Source organism: Aquabacterium soli (assembly GCF_003933735.1).
GTDB classification, from domain to species: domain Bacteria; phylum Pseudomonadota; class Gammaproteobacteria; order Burkholderiales; family Burkholderiaceae_C; genus Aquabacterium; species Aquabacterium soli.
Genome location: NZ_RSED01000001.1, coordinates 402,256 through 418,492, shown reverse-complemented (window position 1 = coordinate 418,492; position 16,237 = coordinate 402,256). Strand labels below are relative to the sequence as shown.

The window sequence follows — 16,237 nt, the reverse complement described above, 5'->3', positions numbered from 1 at the left end:
CATGACGCTTTCATGTCCCGCAACTTGCCCAAGCGTAGCCCCATCGGCTCAAGCACCTGCCCTTCTCAGGACACACGCGATTGAAATAATGAAATTCTTTGAAAGACGGTTGTTTCCCATGAATGTCCCGCGCATCCTCTCATCTGCCCTGCTGATGTCGGCACTGGTCTTGCCATCCCTGGCCCATGCGTGGTGGAGCGGTGATTTCAAGCACCGCACCAAGGTCGTTCTGAACACCTCGGCCCAGGGCATGGAAACCAAGGAAGCGCTGTCGGGCGTGGTCGTGCCTGTGCGCCTGCATTCGGGCAACTTCGATTTCATCGGCGCCAAGCCGGATGGGGCCGACCTTCGCGTCATCGCCGCCGACGACAAGACACCGCTGAAGTACTGGGTCGAGCGTTTCGATGGCACCAATGAGCTGGCCGTGGTCTGGGTGCAGTTGCCCAACACCTTGCCAGGCACGGACAAGAACACCGTCTACGTCTACGCCGGCAACGAGGCCGCCGTGGCCGAGCCCATCAATGCGGCCTTGTTCGACGGCGCCATGGCCGCGGCCATTCCCTTCTCGGGCCAGAACGGCGAACCCGTGGCCGATGCCACCAGCGCTCTGCAGTCCTCCGGCCCCCTCGCGCGCGAAGCCACGGGCCTGATCGGCCCATCCGGCAAGCTCGATGGCCAGGCCGTTTCCTGGTCCAGCGACAAGCTCAAGGCCGCCGCCAATGCGCCCTACAGCATCAGCCTGTGGTTCAAGCCCGAGGCGGTGACGGGCACGCTGATCGCACAAGGCCCGCTGAGCCTGAAGCTCGATGCCGGCAAGCCCAGCGTCACCGTGGGAAGCACCACGGCCACCGGCGGTGAGTTGCCCACTGGCGCCTGGGCGCACCTGGCCTTGACCGTCGGCAACGGCAAGCTCACCCTCTACGTGAACGGTGCCCAGGCGGCCCAAACGGACCTGCCCGCCGCCGGCGCTCCCATTGAGGGCGCACTTCAACTGGGCCAGGGCATCACCGGCCTTGTGGACCAGCTCGAGGTCGCCACCACCGTGCGCAGCGCGGACTGGCTCAAGCTGGCCCACGCCGCCCAGAGCGCCGATGCCAAGCTGGTGGCCACCAGCACCGAAACGCCTGACTCCGTCGCACACGCCGAAGGCGGCGGTGAGGTTGGTCACTTCGCCATCCTGGTCAACAACCTCACGGTGGACGCCTGGGTCGTCATTGCCATCCTGGGTGTCATGTTCGTGATCGCCGCGTGGGTGATGTATGACAAGGCCGTGCTGGTGGGCCGCGCCGACAAGGACAATCGCAAGTTCCTGTCGGGCTTTCGCGACGCCAGGGATGTGATGACCGTGTCGTCGCAAGGCATGAAGCACTCGCAACTGGCTCGCCTGTACGAAGCCGGCCTGCGCGAGCTGACCAAGCGTGACGTGGGCAAGACAGGCTCAACGCCCCTGAGCGGCGCCTCCATCGACGCCGTCAAGGCCGCCATCGATGCCGACCTGATCCGCGAAAGCCAGACGCTCAACAGCAAGATCGTGCTGCTGACCATCGCCATCTCCGGCGGCCCCTTCCTGGGCCTGCTGGGCACGGTCGTGGGCGTGATGATCACTTTTGCGGCCATTGCCGCCGCAGGCGATGTGAACGTCAACGCCATCGCCCCGGGCATCGCGGCCGCGTTGCTGGCCACCGTGGCCGGCCTGGCGGTCGCCATCCCCGCCCTGTTTGGCTACAACTACCTGGCCGCCCGCATCAAGAACATCTCGTCGGACATGGGCATCTTCGTCGATGAGTTCGTGACCCGCGTGGCCGAGACCTACGGCGCGCGCTGAGCCGGCATGAACGCGAACCTCCAACCAGGGGCACACCATGGCCGCTGATGTCAAAGGCGAGTTGCAGGCGTATGACGACATCAACGTCACGCCCATGCTGGACCTGGCCTATGTGCTGCTGGTGGTCTTCATCATCATGACCACGGCCTCCGTACAGGGTGTGAAGGTGAATGAGCCCAAGACCCTGGCGGTGAACAACCTGGCCAAGCCCCAGACACGCGGCATCACGATCACGGCCGATGGCCAGGTCTATCTGGACGCCTACCCCGTGAGCATGGACCAGCTGCGCGACAGCCTGGCCCAGTACAAGGCCGCCAACCCGGCATTGCCTGTGGTGCTCAAGGCCGATGCGGCCACGCAGTACGACAAGGTCATGGAAGTGCTGGAGATCGCCAAGCGCCTGGACATCACCGAGATCGGCCTGGCCACCAAGCGCCTGCAGTAGAGCACCCGCGCCATTGACACCATGCAAATCCAGAACGAGACCAAACCCTACGACAGCATCAACGTCACGCCGATGCTGGACCTGGCCTATGTGCTGCTGGTCGTGTTCATCCTGATGACCACGGCCTCGGTACAGGGCTTGAGCGTCTCCATGCCCAAGCCCAGCAACAAGCCCAGCACCGAGAAGCACGAGCTCAAGGTGGTGCAGGTGATGCCCGGCGGCACGATGCTGCTCAACGGTGTACCAGTGAGCGCGCAGCAACTCGAAAGCGAGCTGGCCCAGGCCAAGGCCCGCGACCCGAAGATGAGCGTCGCCATCAAGGGCGACGCCAGGGCGCAGTACGCCCAGGTCGTGACCGTCATCGACCTGTGCAACAAGCTGGAAGTGCCCATGGGCCTGGTCACATCAAGGATAGGCACCTGACATGGCGGCTTCCGAATCCACTGACGAAGGCCTGTCCCGGTTCATCGTTCCAGGCGTGATCGTGCTGGCACTGATGGCCGGCGGATGGCTGGCCTACAAGAACCTGGGCGGCGCCGCGAAGGGACCTCGCACACAGACGGTGAAAATCGCCGTGCTGCCGGACACCCCGCCGCCACCGCCGCCCAAGGAAGAGAAGAAGCCCGAGCCCAAGCCGCCAGAGAACAAGCCCCAGCCTCAGGAGCAGCCCAAGCCCGTGGAGGCACCGCCCGAGCCGCAGCAGCTGAAGATGGAGGGCGCCGCAGGCGACGGTCCCAGTGCGTTTGCCGCAGGCTCAGTGAACAGCGACTACAGGGGCGGTGCCGTGATGACAGGTGGCAGCGGCAGCACGCTGAGCGACAAACTGGCCGCCAACAGCTTCGGCAACGCGGCACGCCGTGAGCTCAACGACTACCTCAACCGTGACCAAAACCTCCGGCGCGGCGGCGACTACAAGCTGCCCGTGAGCCTGTGGGTGCGCGCCGACGGCAGCATCGAGCGTTTCCAGCTTGACGAAGCCTCCGGCAACACCGACATCGATGCCCGCCTGCGCCAGGCCCTGGCGCAGTTCCGCGGCTTTCGCAACCCGCCTCCGGCTGGAGTGCCCCAGCCCATCCGCCTGCAAGTGACCAACCGCATGACGGGCTGAGTCCCACCTGCGTTGGCAACACCTTGACCGACTTCACACGCCGTATCACCATGACATCCACGTCCTTCCGCTACTGGCCTGCCCTCTCGGCCATGGTCCTGGCCCTCACCGCACCAGCCGCCCATGCCGATGAGCGCGCCGCGCTCGAGACCCTGCGCCAAACCACACGCAACCTGATCGACGCCCTCGTGGAGGGCGGCGTATTGAGCCGCGAGAAGGCCGACGCCCTGATGGCCGCGGCAGAGCAGAAGGCCGCCGCCGAACAAACCCGCAAACCAGTGCCTGCCGCAACGACCACGGCCGACGGCAAGCCAGTACTGCGGGTGCCCTATGTGCCAGACAGCGTGCGCAACCAGATCCGCGACGAGGTCAAGGAAGAGGTATTGGCCCAGGCCAAGGCCGAACGCTGGGGGGTGCCCAATGCCACGCCCTCCTGGGTCGACCGCATCCGCATCGAAGGCGATATGCGCGTGCGCTACCAACGCGATGACGCGAGCGAGAACAACACCTCGGCGATCACCTACCTGGCTGCCGAGCTCAACAACGCCAACGGCATCAGCCGCATCCCTGATTTCGCGGCCTATCGGCTGACGAGCACCAACCTGCCCCAGCCCGTGAATGACCCCGCCTCGGATCGCTCGCGCGAGCGCGTCCGACTGCGCCTGGGCGTGTCGGCCAAGGTCACCGACGAGGTCGGCGTGGGGGTGCGCCTCGCCACGGGCAACGCCACGGACCGCGTCTCCACCAACCAGACGATGGGGCAGAACTTCAACAAGTACCAACTGTTCGTGGACCGCGCCTTCGTGCGACTCGATCCGGCGGAATGGGTCACCATCCAGGGCGGGCGCATCCCCAACCCCTGGTTCAGCAGCGAAATGACGTGGAACGAGAACCTCAACTTCGAGGGTTTCGCAGCCACCTTCCGCAGCCCCGATCCCACCGCATCGGTCAGACCCTTCGTGACGCTGGGCTACTTTCCGCTGCGCGAATCGACCCCACCTTCGCGCAACTCACGTTCGCTTTGGGGCGCCCAGGTTGGCGCCAACTGGGACCTGAGTGCCCGCACGCGTGTCAAGCTGGGACTGGCCTACTACCAGTACAACAACCTCGAGGGCCGCTCCGACAACGACTACACCATCAGCGGCACCAGCGTCCCCACGGGCTCGACCTACGGACAGTACGAGTACCCCGTGGGCCTGCGCCAGAAGGGCAACACCGTCTTCGAGACCAACCCCCTGCTCTCGGGCTCACTCGACACCGCGCCGGTATGGGGCCTGGCCTACCAGTTCAAGCCCATCGTGCTCACGGCTTCTGCCGAGTTCACGCACTTCAATCCCTTCAACATCATGGTATCGGCTGAGTACGCCAACAACACGGCCTTCAGCGCATCCGATTTCCGTGAACGTGCCACCTTCCCGACCTATGCCAACGTCGACCCGGGCGGCAAGCGTGATGGCTATCAGTTGAAGGTGGCTCTGGGCGCCAGCGAGGTTCGCGAATCCCATGACTGGCAGGTGCAGGCCACCTACCGCAACGTCGGCTCAGACGCCGTCCTCGATGCCTTCACCGACAGCGATCTGGGCCTGGGCGGCACCAACCTGCGCGGCTACATCCTCGGCTTCACCTATGGGCTGTACCGCAACAGCACGATCGGCGTTCGCTACTTGGCGGCCGAGAACATCAACAGCACGATCAACAGCAACTTTCCCAACGCGACCTACAAGGTCAACAGCCTGCAGGTGGATTTCAATGTGCGCTTCTGACCAACATCCAGTCGCCATGCAATCAACCCCACCCTCCACACGTTGGTCCACGCGCCTGTTGGCCGTCACGGCCTTGAGCCTGGTCGTCTCATCGGCCTTCGCCCAGGCGGACAAGGCGCAGGAACAGGTCAAGCGCCTTCGGCTGCAGCTGCGTCAGGTTCAACAGCAGCAGACAGCAGCGCAGGAAGAGCAGGCCAAGGCCGACCAGGCCCGCCAGCAATCCGAGAAGTCTCTGGGCGAAGCCCAGTCCGAACTCAAGCGCCTGCGCTCAAGCTCTGGTGCCACGGCCGCACGCGCCAGCACCCTGGCCAAAGAGGCCGATGCGCTCAAACAGGAGCGCGACCAGCTCCACGCACAGGTGCAAACGCTGAGCACGCAGTTGGCCGAACTCAAGACCCAGGTGCAAGCCGAGCAAACACGAGCCCAATCCACGGAGGCATCGCTCAAGGGGCAGAACCAGCTGCTGAGCGAGGGCAGCGCCAAGTGTGCCCGCCACAATGCCGACCTCGCCCAGATCGGCGAAGACCTTTTGACCCGCTATGAGCACAAGGGCATGGCCCAGGTTCTGGGTGAAAGCGACCCGTTCATCCAGACCAGCCGCGTGCGGCTTGAGAACTTCAAGGCCGAATACCAGGACAAAATCGATGCGGCACGCCTGCGTGTGAAGGCTACAGCCGGCAGCCCACCCTGAGCAGCCTCAAGGGCTCTTCAGCACGGGCTCAGGTCAGGGCACCGCCACGCTCGTCCTGCGACAAGGCTCCAGGCGGCAAGGCCAGGGCCTGCATGCTCATGGCCTTGGCCACGGCCTGTGCCCGGTTGGCGGCCCCCAGCTTGCGCAGGATCTTCTGGATGTGGTTCTTCACCGTCAGCGCGCTGATGCCCAGCTTCTCGCTGATCTGCTGGTTGTTCAGGCCATCGCGCACCCACAGCAGGATCTCCCGCTCGCGCTCCGTGATGCCCCCATGGCGCGGTGCTCCAGCTGAGGCTGCACCTGAGCGTGCGCCCTGCCCCACCCCACCCTGCCCGACCAGTTGACACTCGGTGGTATGCACGCGCAGGTAGGTGGTGTGAAGGCAGGGCAGCAGCATGTCGGCGTGCACCAGCGCCTGCTCATCCTGGATGTGGTTGGGCGCCCCGAACAGGAAGATGCTCTCGATGTCGTCAGGGCGACCGGGCCGGCTCATGCCATGCACCAGCAACTGCTGGTAGCCCGCCTCGTGCATCATCTGGGCCACCGGATCGCCCTGGGGCAACTCGTCACGGTGCAGCCAGCACGGTTGCTGGCGGCGCAGGTGCCAGCGCTTGATCGCGGCCGCGATGGCCGGCTCGCGCACCGTCTGCAGGCCGCGCAAGGCAGGCTCCGGGATCGGCACGCTGTTGAACACGTCGAACACCAGGTCACGGAACTCGCGGTGATAGGCACCGCACACCAGCAGCTTGTGCGGCAGCCAGCGCTGCAGATCGCCCTGGCTCCACAGGAAGAACTGGTGGCGGCGACTGACCTGAGGGGCCGCTTCCACGATGCGCAGCAGACACTCGGACGGCTCGGACGTGGTGGCGTGTGATTTCATGTGTGTGTTTGCCCTGGACGCGCCATTGTCGGGACCACTCGTGACGGTTTGTTGACGAATGTAAAGCGGCTTCGTCCAAACCTGTCCTTCAGCCGCCGCTCGACGCCGCCGACGCCGCTTCCGGCGGTGGTGGCGGTGTTTCAGGGATGTCGAACAGCCATTCACGGTAGCTGGCGATGCCCTCGGGCGCGGTCAGGGGCTTGCGGTCGGAGGCACTGAACACCCCGCGGATGCGGCCCTCCTCCGTGCGCAGGGTGCCCCACGCCTGGCCTGTGATCGGGTCACTCCACAAGCGGCGAAGGTGCCGTCTGGGAGGCCCCTGGCGCGTGTCGTCCAGCAACTCCGCCAGTTCGGTCGGCAAGGCCGGCTGGCCGGCCGGTGTGTTGGCCTGGTACGCGGCCAGCGCGGCCTGGATCTGCTCGCCACGGAACACCATCTCCACCTCGCGCTGCCGCGTGGCGTCCAGCCGCCACTGGCTGCCCAGCGCGGCCAGCATCACGCCGCTGATGGCCACCCACCACAGCAACGCCAGGTAGGTGAACCCGCGCGCTGGCCCCGGCCCCTGCTCACCACGACGCATATGGCGTGCCATCCAGGCCCCGGCCTGCGGCCCCGCTGCGCACGTCGCCCACACCGCCTTCCATGCTGCTCTCGGGCAGCGGTGGCAGCATCACCCAGCTGTCGCGCCGGCCCGTCAGCGGGTCTTCCGGCAGGCTGCGCAGGTAGCCCATCTGCACCATCTCGTCCAGCGAGGCCGGGTACCGCCTGCGGTCACCCGCGAACTTGTCGATGGCGTCGCGCATCACGGCCAGCGAGGTCTTGACCGAGGCCTCGCGTGCACGCTCGACGCTGCGTGTGTAGCGCGGCGCCACGATGCTGGCCAGCAGGCCGATGATGGCCATCACCACGATCAGCTCGATCAGGGTGAAGCCCTTGATGCGGCGGTGGGGAGGCATGGGCTTCACCATTGGCGATAGGGCACACCGTCCAGCCCAGCTCCGTCGGTGCGTGAATACACATCGAACACATCGGCACCGGGCTGAGGCTGGCCTGGCGGGCTGGCATAGCTGCGCAGGCCCCAGGTAGCCGCCGCAGGCTCTGTGATCGGCGCGAAAGGATCGCGTGGCAGGCGCCGCAGAAAGTAGATGCGCCTGGGCGTGGTCTGGCGGATGTCGACCACCCCGCTCACCAGCACATCCAGCGTCGGGGGATAGCCTGTCTCTCCCTCCTTCTTCTCGATCTGCCCCTGGTCCCAGGCGCGTTTGTAGGCGTCCAGCGCCAGGCGGATGGTGCGCAGGCCCGAGCGCAGTTCTGCCTCGTCCTGGCGACGCTGGTGAAGCGCCGTGAGCGGCACCGCGGCGCTGGCCAGGATGCCGACGATCATCACCACGATGACCATCTCCAGCAGGGTGAAGCCGCGCATGCGCATCGCCTGAGCCCTTTCAGCGCGGGTCCGGTGGCGTATCGCCGGGCGCAGGCATGCCTGGCTCCTGAGCCCCCAGGATGCGCACCGTCCAGGCCGCCGCCGCGCCGTTGTCCAGGCTCAGGTTGGTCTCGTTGGCCACCACGATCGGCCTGGCCTGGAACATGAAGGATTTGCTGCCGAGCGGGGGCACATCCACCTGCACACGGCCACTGTCGGGCGGTCCGCCTGGCGCGGTGACGGCACTCAGCACGCCCAAGTCGTACAGCAGGCCCGCGCTCAGCGGCTCCTTGCCTGGGTTGGTCACGGTGACCTGGAAGCTGCCACCGGCAGGCACTTCATCAGGCCCGCCCAGTTGGGGGCCTTCAGTGGCGACACCGGCCAGGGGTCGCGATGCCGGGGCGGGCGATCGGCCCGCCGGACCGGCACCACCACGGCCGGCCGTGGCGCCCACCTCACCCGAGGTGATCACCCAGGCCGGCGCCCCGGGCTGGGCCTCCGTCCCCGAGGCCATGGGCAGCGTCGACATGAGGCCTTGACTGATGTTGCGCACCACGCGCGGAGTGATCAGCATCACCACCTCGGTCTTGTTGCGGTCGTCCTTGGTGGTGCCGAACAGCCGTCCGACGCCGGGCAGGTCGTGGAGCCAGGGCAGGCCGCTGGAACTGCGGATTTCTTCATCGTTGATCAGGCCGGCCAGGACCTGCGTCTCGCCATCCTTCAGGCGCAGGGATGTGGTGGCCTGACGCGTGCCCACCTGGTAGGCGAGCGAGCCTTCCGGGCCCGTCACGCGGCCCGTCACGCTGCTGACCTCCAGCGCCACCTTGATGGTGACTTCGTTGTCCAGCTGCACCTGGGGTTCGAGCTCGACCTTCAGGCCCACGTCCAGGTAGCTGACGGAGGCCGACACCCCCACATTGGCCGTGGACGTGGTGGTGAACACCGGCAGCTTCTCACCCAGCAGGATTTTCGATTTCTCGCGGTTGCGCGCCCGGATCTTGGGGTTGGCCAGCAGGTTGGTGCCGTCCGTGCTGCCCTTGAGCGTGGCGATCGCCAACGGGTTCGCGGCACTCCAGCGCAGGCCGGACACACTGCTGATCGGAGCGGTGGAACCGGGCACGCCATAGTTGGCGGTGCCTGGCAGGGTCAGCCCCATGTCGATCATCTTCTTGCTGGAGACCTCCATCACCTCCACCTCCAGCATGACCTCGGGATCGGGCAGGTCGATGCCCGCGATCAGGCGCTCGACCAGGCGCATCACCTCGGGCGTGTCGCGCACCACGATCATGTTCAGGCGCTCGTCAAGGAACACATCGCGTGTCTTGGCCACGGTGCGCACCAGCGCCTGGGCCTGCTTCGGATCGGCGTTGACCAGGTAGAAGCTGCGGGCCACGGTGTCCAGCAGCTCGCGCTGCTTCTGCGCCGTGTTGGGAAACACCAGCACGGTGTTGCCATTGAGGAGCTTGTGGCCCAGCTGCTGCGTGTTGAGGATCACGCGCAAGGCCTCGTCCACCGTGGTGTTGCGCAGGAACAAGGTGACCTTGGCGTCGCCGCGCACATCCTTGTCGAACACGAAGTTGACATTGGCCGCACGCGCCAGGGTTTCGAACACGCTGCGCAAGGCGGCTTCGCGGAACTCCAGGGTGATGGTCTTGTCGGCCGTGCTCAGCTGCAAAGTCGATTGCCGGCGCGTTTGCTCGGCGCGCTGCTCGTCGAGCTGGCTCATCAGCCAGCGGGCTTCTGACTGGCCAGGCGCTTCCGACAGCACTGCACGCAGGGCGGCATCTGCCACGGCCCAGCGCTTCTTGTCGAGCCCCTCCTTCGCCTCGGTCAGCAGGCGCTGCTGGCGGTCGTCGCGCGCCAGCTCTTCACGCAGCCAGGCCGCGCGGGGGTGGCCGGGCGCGGCCACCTCCATCCGCTCGATGAGGGATTGCACCTCGCCTCGGCGGCCGGCGGCCCTGGCAGATTCAGCCTGGTACAGCAGGTAGGCCACCGTGGTGTCGCGCTGCTTGAGGTACGCCGTGCGCAAGGCGGTGTCGTCAGGCTTTGCCTGTGACGCCTGCTGCAGCGTGAGCAAGGCTTTTTCATGCTGGCCGGACTGGGTCAGGCTCTGCGCCTCCTTCAGCTCCGGCGCTGCGCAGCCCGCCAACAGGCAGGCCGTGGCCAGCAGGCCGGCGGCCAGGATCGAAGAAGGGGACATTCTGGAGATCATGCTCATTTCAAGGCCACGCTCTGGTCCTGGTTCAGCGGCAGGTAGGTCACGGTGAGCTGGCGCTCGGCGATGGCGCCCACGCGCCACTGCCCTTCGATCACCTCGCCCTGCGCCAGCACCCAGGTGCGGTTCGGTCCGGCGATGACGGCCCGGGGCGCCTCATCCACGAAGCGCCCCACCCAGGCGTACGGAAACGCCGGCGCCATCGGCGGGGGGGCCTCTTGCGCGGCGACGGGGGGTGGCGGTGGAGGCTGCTGAGGGGCCCAGCTCCAGCGGGCATCCGAAGAGGCGGGCGCCCAGGCATCGGGCGCGCGGCGCTCCCAGGCGACGGCCCAGCCAGCCAGATCGCGGGCTTGCGCGGCACTGGGTGTGCTGGCGGCACGGGCAACAGCCTCTGCCGCGCTCCGTGAACCGGCCGTGGCACCGCGTGCCTCAGGCAAGGACGGTTGAGCGGCGCGCCCATGGGCCGCTGGCGCCGCCGAGCGCTCACGGCCCGGCGCTGCCAGATCGTCATCGGGCGAAGGCTGGGCAGCCAGGAAGGCGCACAGCCCCAGCACCGCAAGAAGCACCCAGCCCAGGCGAGGGTTCAGGCGTGCGCTCATGGGGCCTCCAACCGCCACCACACCGACAGCGACACGCGGGCCTTGACCTGCTCGCCCATCGGATCGGGTCGGACCACGTCAAGCGCATCCAGGCTCACGGCGCGGTCCTGCAGAACTGCCCCCAGCCAGGCCCGCAGCGCGGGGTAGCTGGCCTCGACCGGCAGCACCATCTGCTGGCGCCACACGGATGGCAAGGTGGTCAGCGCACCACCTCGGTATTGCACGGACGGCACCGACACACCGCGCTGCGCGGCCTGCGCCAGCACCGCACCCTGCCGCGCGACCGCATCCGCAGGCATGGGCAGGGCCGCCCAGCTGCGTGCCCAGGTGTCGCGCACCATCGCCGGCGTGACGTCATCAGGCACAGGTTGCGCAGCAGCGGAGGACCGGGCCCGCGTGGCGGCGTCCGACCGCGCGAGCCCCTCGGCCTGCTGCTGCAACTGGTGGCGCAGGTGAAGCACCTGGGCTTCATCTTCTTCGACAGCGGCTCGCCACGCAGGCACCACCTGCCAAGCCCCCCAGGTGCCGACCATACCCATCAGCAAGCCGACCAGCCCAGGCCAACCCAGGCGGCCCAACAAGGCGTGGATGTGCTGCCCATTGAAGGCGTTCATGGCACGGCCTCCATCAATGACACCCAGGAGGGCTGGGCCTGCACCTCGGCCTTCAGCCCATAAGGCCCATGCGCCGTCGAGAACGGCGTGGCGAGCGAAGCCCGTGTGATCAGGCGGCCGGCCGGCAGGCTGGCCGCCCATCCCAAGGCGGCAGCATCGTCGGGCACGGCCGCCTGCAGGCGCCAGGTGGGCCCCGCCGTGCGCCCGGCCTCATCGAGCGAGGTGCTCATCGACAGCATCACCGCGCCCGCCTTCGACGCCGACATCTCCATGCGCCGCAGCGTATCGGGCCACGGAAAGGCCAGTGCGCGCAGCATGGCCACGGCCTCGTCCGCGGCAGCAGGGCTCAGCACCGGCGCGCTGGCTGCGGGCTGAGGCGCCGACGCACCAACGGCGCGTTCGCGCACTGCACGCTCCAGGCGCACTTGCCGGTCAGCCCGCGCCAGGCGTTGAAGCTGGGCCTGGGCCTCAGCCTGCCGCTGCTGCAGTTGATCGGCCTGATCGGCCAGCCACAGCACGGACAACATGCCCGCAGCCAACAACGCCCAAGCCCAGACCGCTGGCTTGGGCTGCACAGGCCGAAAATCCAGGGACGCCATCCAGCGGTCGCCACGGCGGCCGCCCGCACACGCCCATCGAGCCGTTCCCCTGGACACCCGAGCTGTCAAGCCTCGCCACCAGGTCGCCGTGGGAGATGTCATGCCGGTGCTCATGCCTCGGCCTTCCATGCAGTGGCATCGCCAACCAGCATCTGGGCTTTCCACGGGGACTCATCAACCGCACCGGCCTCGTCACCATCAGGCTCGCCCCACAACTGCGTCACGTGAGCGCCCTGGGCCTGCACATGCACCGCCCAGGCCGGCTCGCGCATCCGCACGGTCCGGCGGCTTGCCGTGGCCCCGCCGGCTGTCAGCCACTGGTTCAGATCCTGCGCCCACCAAGGCCCCAGCCATTGCACCGTCACATGGTGGTGCGCAGCCACGGCCAGCACATCGTCCACCAGCGCTCGCGGCACGGCGCACACCAGCACGCCCTGCGGCAGGTGGACGGCACGCGTCACCCAGCGGGCCTGCCAGGCAGCCTCGTCCAGGCCCAGGAAGTGAGACCAGCGCGACACGGCGTCGGCCTGCGCCTGCTCACGCCCCGCCCCGCCTTGGCCCGCAGGGGACAGCGCGGTGCTCAGCAGCCAGCGGGCAGACAGGCCCAGGCGCACATGCCGCCCCTCGTGGGCTTCGCACCAGCGGCGCCATTGCAACAGCGCCTCGTCGTGCAAGGGCACGCCCAGCGGCGAGAGGGCGGTGTCCACGGACGGGGCCAGGCACAGGCCTGAAGGGTTGCGCCAAGTGCGCAAGCGCGCACGCCAACGTGCATGCCATGCCCTTGTGGTGAGCTCACTCGGCCAGCGTGACACGGTTCAACTCCTCCAGGGTCGATTCGCCGCGCAGCACGCAGGCCAGGGCCGACTCGCGCAGCAGGCGGGTGCCGCTGGCGCGCGCATGCGCCTTGATCTTGATCAGCGAGGCGCGCGAGACGATCAGGTCGCGCAGGGTGTCGTCCATCAGCAGCACCTCGGAGATGGCCTTGCGGCCCCGGTAGCCGGTGTGGCGGCAATGCGCACACCCCACGGCCTGCTGGAAAGTGCCCCGCGTGTCCAGCGGCAGCATGGCAGCACGCAGGTCAGACGCATCGGGCTGCCAAGGCTGGCGGCAGTGCACGCACAGCTTGCGCATCAGGCGCTGCGCCACCACGCCATTGAGCGCCGACACCATGTTGTACAGATCGACACCCATGTGCATGAAGCGGCCCACCACATCGAACACGTTGTTGGCGTGGATGGTGGACAGCACCAGGTGGCCGGTGAGCGCGGCCTGTGAGGCGATCTGCGCCGTCTCGGCATCACGGATCTCGCCCACCATCACACGGTCCGGGTCATGGCGCAGGATGCTGCGCAGGCCGCGTGCGAAGGTCAGGCCCTTCTTGTCGTTGACGGGGATCTGCACCACGCCGGGCAGCTGGTACTCCACCGGGTCTTCGATGGTGATGATCTTGTCGCGCCCGTCGTTGATTTCCTGCACGACGGCGTACAGCGTGGTGGTCTTGCCGCTGCCGGTGGGGCCAGTGACCAGCAGCATGCCGTAAGGCTTGGCGGCCAGGCGGCGCACCACGTTCGCGTCGTCCGCATCGAATCCCAGGCCTTCGAGCGTCATGGCCGAGGCATCGGCCGACAGGCGCGAACGGTCCAGGATGCGCAGCACCGCGTCTTCACCGAAGCTCGACGGCATGATGGAGACGCGGAAATCCACATCGCGGCTGGACAGGCCGTCGGCACCGGCTGCCTGGCCCATGCGGGCGCGCAGCTTGAAGCGCCCGTCCTGCGGCAACCGACGCTCGCCGATGTCCAGCTCGGCCATCACCTTCAGGCGCGACACCAGTTGCTCGGCCACTTCGCGGGAGCCGACACTGCCCACCTCCACCATCACGCCGTCGAGCCGGTGCCGGATGGTCATGCCGGTGGCGGTGGACTCCAGGTGCAGGTCGCTGGCCTGGGCCTTGAGCGCATCGAACAAGGTGGCGTCAAGCAAGCGCACCACGGGGCTGGTCTGGCGGTTGATCGCGTCCACCGACAACTCGTGGACGGCCACCGCATCCGAGGCGGCGCCACCAAGGGCATGATCCTCCAGTGCATCGCGTGCTTCGTAGCCTGCCTCGCCCTGGCCCAGCAAGGCATCGAGTGCCTCGTCGCTCAAGGTCTGCCATTGCAAGATATGCGGCACACGGCGGGCCACCATCTCGCGCATCACGTGGTCGGCCGCATCGGTCGTCCATGCCGTCCAGCGGCCATCGGCATCCAGCCCCACCACCACGCGCAGCCTCAGGGCCTGCACCAGCGGCCAGAGCGACCAGTCAGGCACCACAGAAGGCACCTGCCCGCCCGATGAAGGCGCCGCCGGCATCGACAACACGGCGCTCATTGGATCTGCTCCGCCACCTGAAAGATGGGCAGGTACATCAGCACCACGATGCCGCCGATCAGCACGCCCATCACCAGCATCAGCACGGGGCTGACCACGCGGCCGATCCAGTCGGTGAAGCGGGCCAGCTCTTCGTCATAGAAGGTGGCGGCCCGCTCGAGCATCGAGCCCAGCTCGCCCGTGTGCTCGCCCACCCGCATCATGCGCAGCGACACGGGTGTTGTCAGCGCATGCTCCTGGAAGCTGTCCGACAGGCGGGCGCCTTCGCGCACACGCCTCGCGGCCTCTGCCAATGCTGGACGCAGCGCCGGCTTGACCAGTTCGCTCGATGCCTCCAGCGCGGCCACCACGGCCACGCCGGCCTGCAGCAGCAAGCCCAGCGTGCGGTACAGCGTGGCCAGTTCGACCAGGCGCAGTCGGTCGCCGACCACCGGCAGGCGCCACAAGCGCTCGGCCAGCGCACCGCGCACAGCCGGTGAGCGCCAGGCCATCACACCCATGCCCGCCAACGCCACAAGGCCTGCCATCACCACCCAGGGATGCGCGCCCACAGCCTGCCCTGCCTTGAGCAACACCCCTGACAGCCAGGGCAACTCACCTCCCATGCCCTCGTAGATGTCGGCAAAGCGCGGCACCACGAACACGGTCAGGAAGGTGATCACCAACAGGCTGGCGCTCACCAGGATCGCCGGGTAGATGGCCGCGCCCACCAGCTTGTCGCGCAGGCCATCGACCCAAGCCAGGTAGGCCGCGTGCTGGCGCAGGGCCTGCGGCGTGTGCCCCGTGCGCTGGCTGGCTTCGATGCTGGCAATCAGCAGTGTGCTGAAGGCCTGGGGTTGAGAACGCATGGACTGGGCCAGGGTCTGTCCTTGCGACAGTGCCTCGACCAGACCTGACAGCACGGCCGACACCGATGCCGAGGATTCCTTCTCGCGCAAGGTGATCAAGGATTCATACAGGGGGATGCCGGCATCGAGCAACACAGCCAGCTCCTGGCAGAACAGGCGGCGCGGGAAATCGCCCGAGGCAGGCACGGGCGCGGGCGCGCTTGACGACACCGACTGCCCGGACGCCTTCGCGGAACCCAGGGGATGCACCTGCAGCAGATCGCCGGGCGCCACCGGTTGGCCCAGCACCTGCGACAAGGCCTGAGGGACATCGCGCAGGCCACCGGCTTGCACCTCATGCTCGGCGATGGCCCCCAGGGCCATGTGACGGACGCGGTAACGCACCATGGTGATCACGCTTGCGGGTGGGCCATGGACATCACCAGCTGGTGATGTCCTGGTCTTCGCCATCGCCGCCCTCGCGGCCATCCTTGCCCAGCGAGAACAGGTCGAAATCACCGTGCTCTCCGGGGGCCCGGTACTGGTACTCACGGCCCCAGGGATCCTTGGGCGGCGCCTTACGCAGGTAAGGTCCCCACCAGCGGGTTTCATCGCCGGGTTTGGTCCACAGCGCACCCAGCCCTTGCTCCGAGCTGGGGTAGTGGCCCGTGTCCAGGCGGAACTGGTCCAGCGCCTTGGTCAATGCGTCGATCTGCGCCGTGGCCGTCTTGACCTCGGACTTGCCGATCTGCGCGAAGAAGCGCGGCCCGACATAGCCGGCCAGCAGGCCGATGATGACCAGGACAACCAGCAGTTCGAGCAGGGTGAAGCCGCGTGAGCGTTTCATAGGGACGAGTTCAGCCACGCGGCCTTTG

The 16,237-nt window shown here is 67.3% G+C and carries 18 protein-coding genes; 6 read left to right on the top strand and 12 right to left on the bottom strand.

From position 1 onward, the window contains the following. Positions 1-118 precede the first annotated feature (118 nt). From EIP75_RS01770 to EIP75_RS01745, 6 genes are read left to right on the top strand one after another with little or no spacing between them, the layout of a single operon-like run. A complete protein-coding gene (locus EIP75_RS01770) occupies positions 119-1,825 on the top strand; it encodes a DUF2341 domain-containing protein (RefSeq protein WP_125241482.1) in 1,707 nt (568 codons plus the stop codon). A gap of 37 nt (positions 1,826-1,862) precedes the next feature. Next, positions 1,863-2,270, top strand: a complete 408-nt coding sequence (locus EIP75_RS01765) for an ExbD/TolR family protein (protein WP_125241481.1) — start codon at positions 1,863-1,865, stop codon at positions 2,268-2,270. Positions 2,271-2,291: 21 nt separating this feature from the next. Continuing rightward, positions 2,292-2,693 carry an ExbD/TolR family protein gene (locus EIP75_RS01760; protein ID WP_125241480.1) on the top strand — a complete coding sequence of 134 codons (402 nt, stop codon included), beginning with the start codon at positions 2,292-2,294 and terminating at the stop codon, positions 2,691-2,693. A gap of 1 nt (position 2,694) precedes the next feature. Further along, entirely contained in the window at positions 2,695-3,378 is a 684-nt protein-coding gene (locus EIP75_RS01755; protein WP_125241479.1) for an energy transducer TonB family protein, read from the top strand. Positions 3,379-3,428: 50 nt separating this feature from the next. Further along, a complete protein-coding gene (locus EIP75_RS01750; RefSeq protein WP_125241478.1) occupies positions 3,429-5,141 on the top strand; it encodes a putative porin in 1,713 nt (570 codons plus the stop codon). Positions 5,142-5,157: 16 nt separating this feature from the next. After that, positions 5,158-5,832, top strand: coding sequence for a hypothetical protein (locus EIP75_RS01745; protein WP_125241477.1), 675 nt, complete (start codon positions 5,158-5,160; stop codon positions 5,830-5,832). Positions 5,833-5,860: 28 nt separating this feature from the next. On the opposite strand, the gene EIP75_RS01740 is transcribed toward EIP75_RS01745, so the two are convergent. From EIP75_RS01740 to gspG, 12 genes are all read right to left on the bottom strand, one after another. Next, positions 5,861-6,712 (bottom strand): LuxR C-terminal-related transcriptional regulator, encoded by an 852-nt coding sequence (locus EIP75_RS01740; protein WP_125241476.1) that lies wholly within the window; start codon positions 6,710-6,712, stop codon positions 5,861-5,863. An 88-nt stretch (positions 6,713-6,800) separates the two neighbouring features. After that, a complete protein-coding gene (locus EIP75_RS01735; protein WP_125241475.1) occupies positions 6,801-7,304 on the bottom strand; it encodes a type II secretion system protein in 504 nt (167 codons plus the stop codon). Beyond that, complete coding sequence (locus EIP75_RS01730; RefSeq protein WP_125241474.1) at positions 7,279-7,668, bottom strand: type II secretion system protein; 390 nt, start codon at positions 7,666-7,668, stop codon at positions 7,279-7,281. The genes EIP75_RS01735 and EIP75_RS01730 overlap by 26 nt, the downstream gene beginning before the upstream one ends. Positions 7,669-7,673: 5 nt before the next feature. Then, positions 7,674-8,135, bottom strand: a complete 462-nt coding sequence (locus tag EIP75_RS01725; protein WP_233584626.1) for a type II secretion system protein — start codon at positions 8,133-8,135, stop codon at positions 7,674-7,676. Positions 8,136-8,154: 19 nt separating this feature from the next. Then, positions 8,155-10,335: a secretin GspD/PilQ domain-containing protein gene (locus tag EIP75_RS01720; protein WP_158622713.1), complete on the bottom strand. Its 2,181-nt coding sequence runs from the start codon at positions 10,333-10,335 to the stop codon at positions 8,155-8,157. Between the two features lie 14 nt (positions 10,336-10,349). Beyond that, a complete protein-coding gene (locus tag EIP75_RS01715; RefSeq protein WP_125241471.1) occupies positions 10,350-10,949 on the bottom strand; it encodes a hypothetical protein in 600 nt (199 codons plus the stop codon). Next, positions 10,946-11,563: a hypothetical protein gene (locus EIP75_RS01710; protein WP_125241470.1), complete on the bottom strand. Its 618-nt coding sequence runs from the start codon at positions 11,561-11,563 to the stop codon at positions 10,946-10,948. The genes EIP75_RS01715 and EIP75_RS01710 overlap by 4 nt, the downstream gene beginning before the upstream one ends. Then, a complete protein-coding gene (locus EIP75_RS01705) occupies positions 11,560-12,090 on the bottom strand; it encodes a hypothetical protein (protein ID WP_125241469.1) in 531 nt (176 codons plus the stop codon). The genes EIP75_RS01710 and EIP75_RS01705 overlap by 4 nt, the downstream gene beginning before the upstream one ends. 182 nt (positions 12,091-12,272) lie before the next feature. Beyond that, positions 12,273-12,869 carry a hypothetical protein gene (locus EIP75_RS01700; RefSeq protein ID WP_125241468.1) on the bottom strand — a complete coding sequence of 199 codons (597 nt, stop codon included), beginning with the start codon at positions 12,867-12,869 and terminating at the stop codon, positions 12,273-12,275. An 85-nt stretch (positions 12,870-12,954) separates the two neighbouring features. Continuing rightward, positions 12,955-14,535, bottom strand: a complete 1,581-nt coding sequence (locus EIP75_RS01695) for a GspE/PulE family protein (protein ID WP_125241467.1) — start codon at positions 14,533-14,535, stop codon at positions 12,955-12,957. Further along, on the bottom strand, positions 14,532-15,770 hold the full coding sequence (locus EIP75_RS01690) for a type II secretion system F family protein (protein WP_158622712.1): 1,239 nt from the start codon (positions 15,768-15,770) through the stop codon (positions 14,532-14,534). Before EIP75_RS01690 ends, EIP75_RS01695 begins: the two co-directional genes overlap by 4 nt. Positions 15,771-15,801: 31 nt before the next feature. Next, positions 15,802-16,209, bottom strand: coding sequence for a type II secretion system major pseudopilin GspG (gene gspG / locus EIP75_RS01685; RefSeq protein ID WP_125241465.1), 408 nt, complete (start codon positions 16,207-16,209; stop codon positions 15,802-15,804). Between the last annotated feature and the right edge of the window lie 28 nt (positions 16,210-16,237).

What these genes read in the sequence shown, in the direction of transcription:
- EIP75_RS01765 (WP_125241481.1), top strand. Translation starts at nt 1,863, where the DNA reads ATGGCCGCTGATGTCAAAGGCGAGTTGCAGGCGTATGACGACATCAAC.
- EIP75_RS01705 (WP_125241469.1), bottom strand. Translation starts at nt 12,090, where the DNA reads ATGTTGTCCGTGCTGTGGCTGGCCGATCAGGCCGATCAACTGCAGCAG.
- EIP75_RS01755 (WP_125241479.1), top strand. Translation starts at nt 2,695, where the DNA reads ATGGCGGCTTCCGAATCCACTGACGAAGGCCTGTCCCGGTTCATCGTT.
- EIP75_RS01720 (WP_158622713.1), bottom strand. Translation starts at nt 10,335, where the DNA reads ATGTCCCCTTCTTCGATCCTGGCCGCCGGCCTGCTGGCCACGGCCTGC.
- EIP75_RS01725 (WP_233584626.1), bottom strand. Translation starts at nt 8,135, where the DNA reads ATGCGCGGCTTCACCCTGCTGGAGATGGTCATCGTGGTGATGATCGTC.
- EIP75_RS01750 (WP_125241478.1), top strand. Translation starts at nt 3,429, where the DNA reads ATGACATCCACGTCCTTCCGCTACTGGCCTGCCCTCTCGGCCATGGTC.
- EIP75_RS01735 (WP_125241475.1), bottom strand. Translation starts at nt 7,304, where the DNA reads ATGGCACGCCATATGCGTCGTGGTGAGCAGGGGCCGGGGCCAGCGCGC.
- EIP75_RS01715 (WP_125241471.1), bottom strand. Translation starts at nt 10,949, where the DNA reads ATGAGCGCACGCCTGAACCCTCGCCTGGGCTGGGTGCTTCTTGCGGTG.
- EIP75_RS01760 (WP_125241480.1), top strand. Translation starts at nt 2,292, where the DNA reads ATGCAAATCCAGAACGAGACCAAACCCTACGACAGCATCAACGTCACG.
- EIP75_RS01770 (WP_125241482.1), top strand. Translation starts at nt 119, where the DNA reads ATGAATGTCCCGCGCATCCTCTCATCTGCCCTGCTGATGTCGGCACTG.
- EIP75_RS01690 (WP_158622712.1), bottom strand. Translation starts at nt 15,770, where the DNA reads ATGGTGCGTTACCGCGTCCGTCACATGGCCCTGGGGGCCATCGCCGAG.
- EIP75_RS01730 (WP_125241474.1), bottom strand. Translation starts at nt 7,668, where the DNA reads ATGCCTCCCCACCGCCGCATCAAGGGCTTCACCCTGATCGAGCTGATC.
- EIP75_RS01695 (WP_125241467.1), bottom strand. Translation starts at nt 14,535, where the DNA reads ATGAGCGCCGTGTTGTCGATGCCGGCGGCGCCTTCATCGGGCGGGCAG.
- EIP75_RS01710 (WP_125241470.1), bottom strand. Translation starts at nt 11,563, where the DNA reads ATGAACGCCTTCAATGGGCAGCACATCCACGCCTTGTTGGGCCGCCTG.
- EIP75_RS01740 (WP_125241476.1), bottom strand. Translation starts at nt 6,712, where the DNA reads ATGAAATCACACGCCACCACGTCCGAGCCGTCCGAGTGTCTGCTGCGC.
- gspG (WP_125241465.1), bottom strand. Translation starts at nt 16,209, where the DNA reads ATGAAACGCTCACGCGGCTTCACCCTGCTCGAACTGCTGGTTGTCCTG.
- EIP75_RS01745 (WP_125241477.1), top strand. Translation starts at nt 5,158, where the DNA reads ATGCAATCAACCCCACCCTCCACACGTTGGTCCACGCGCCTGTTGGCC.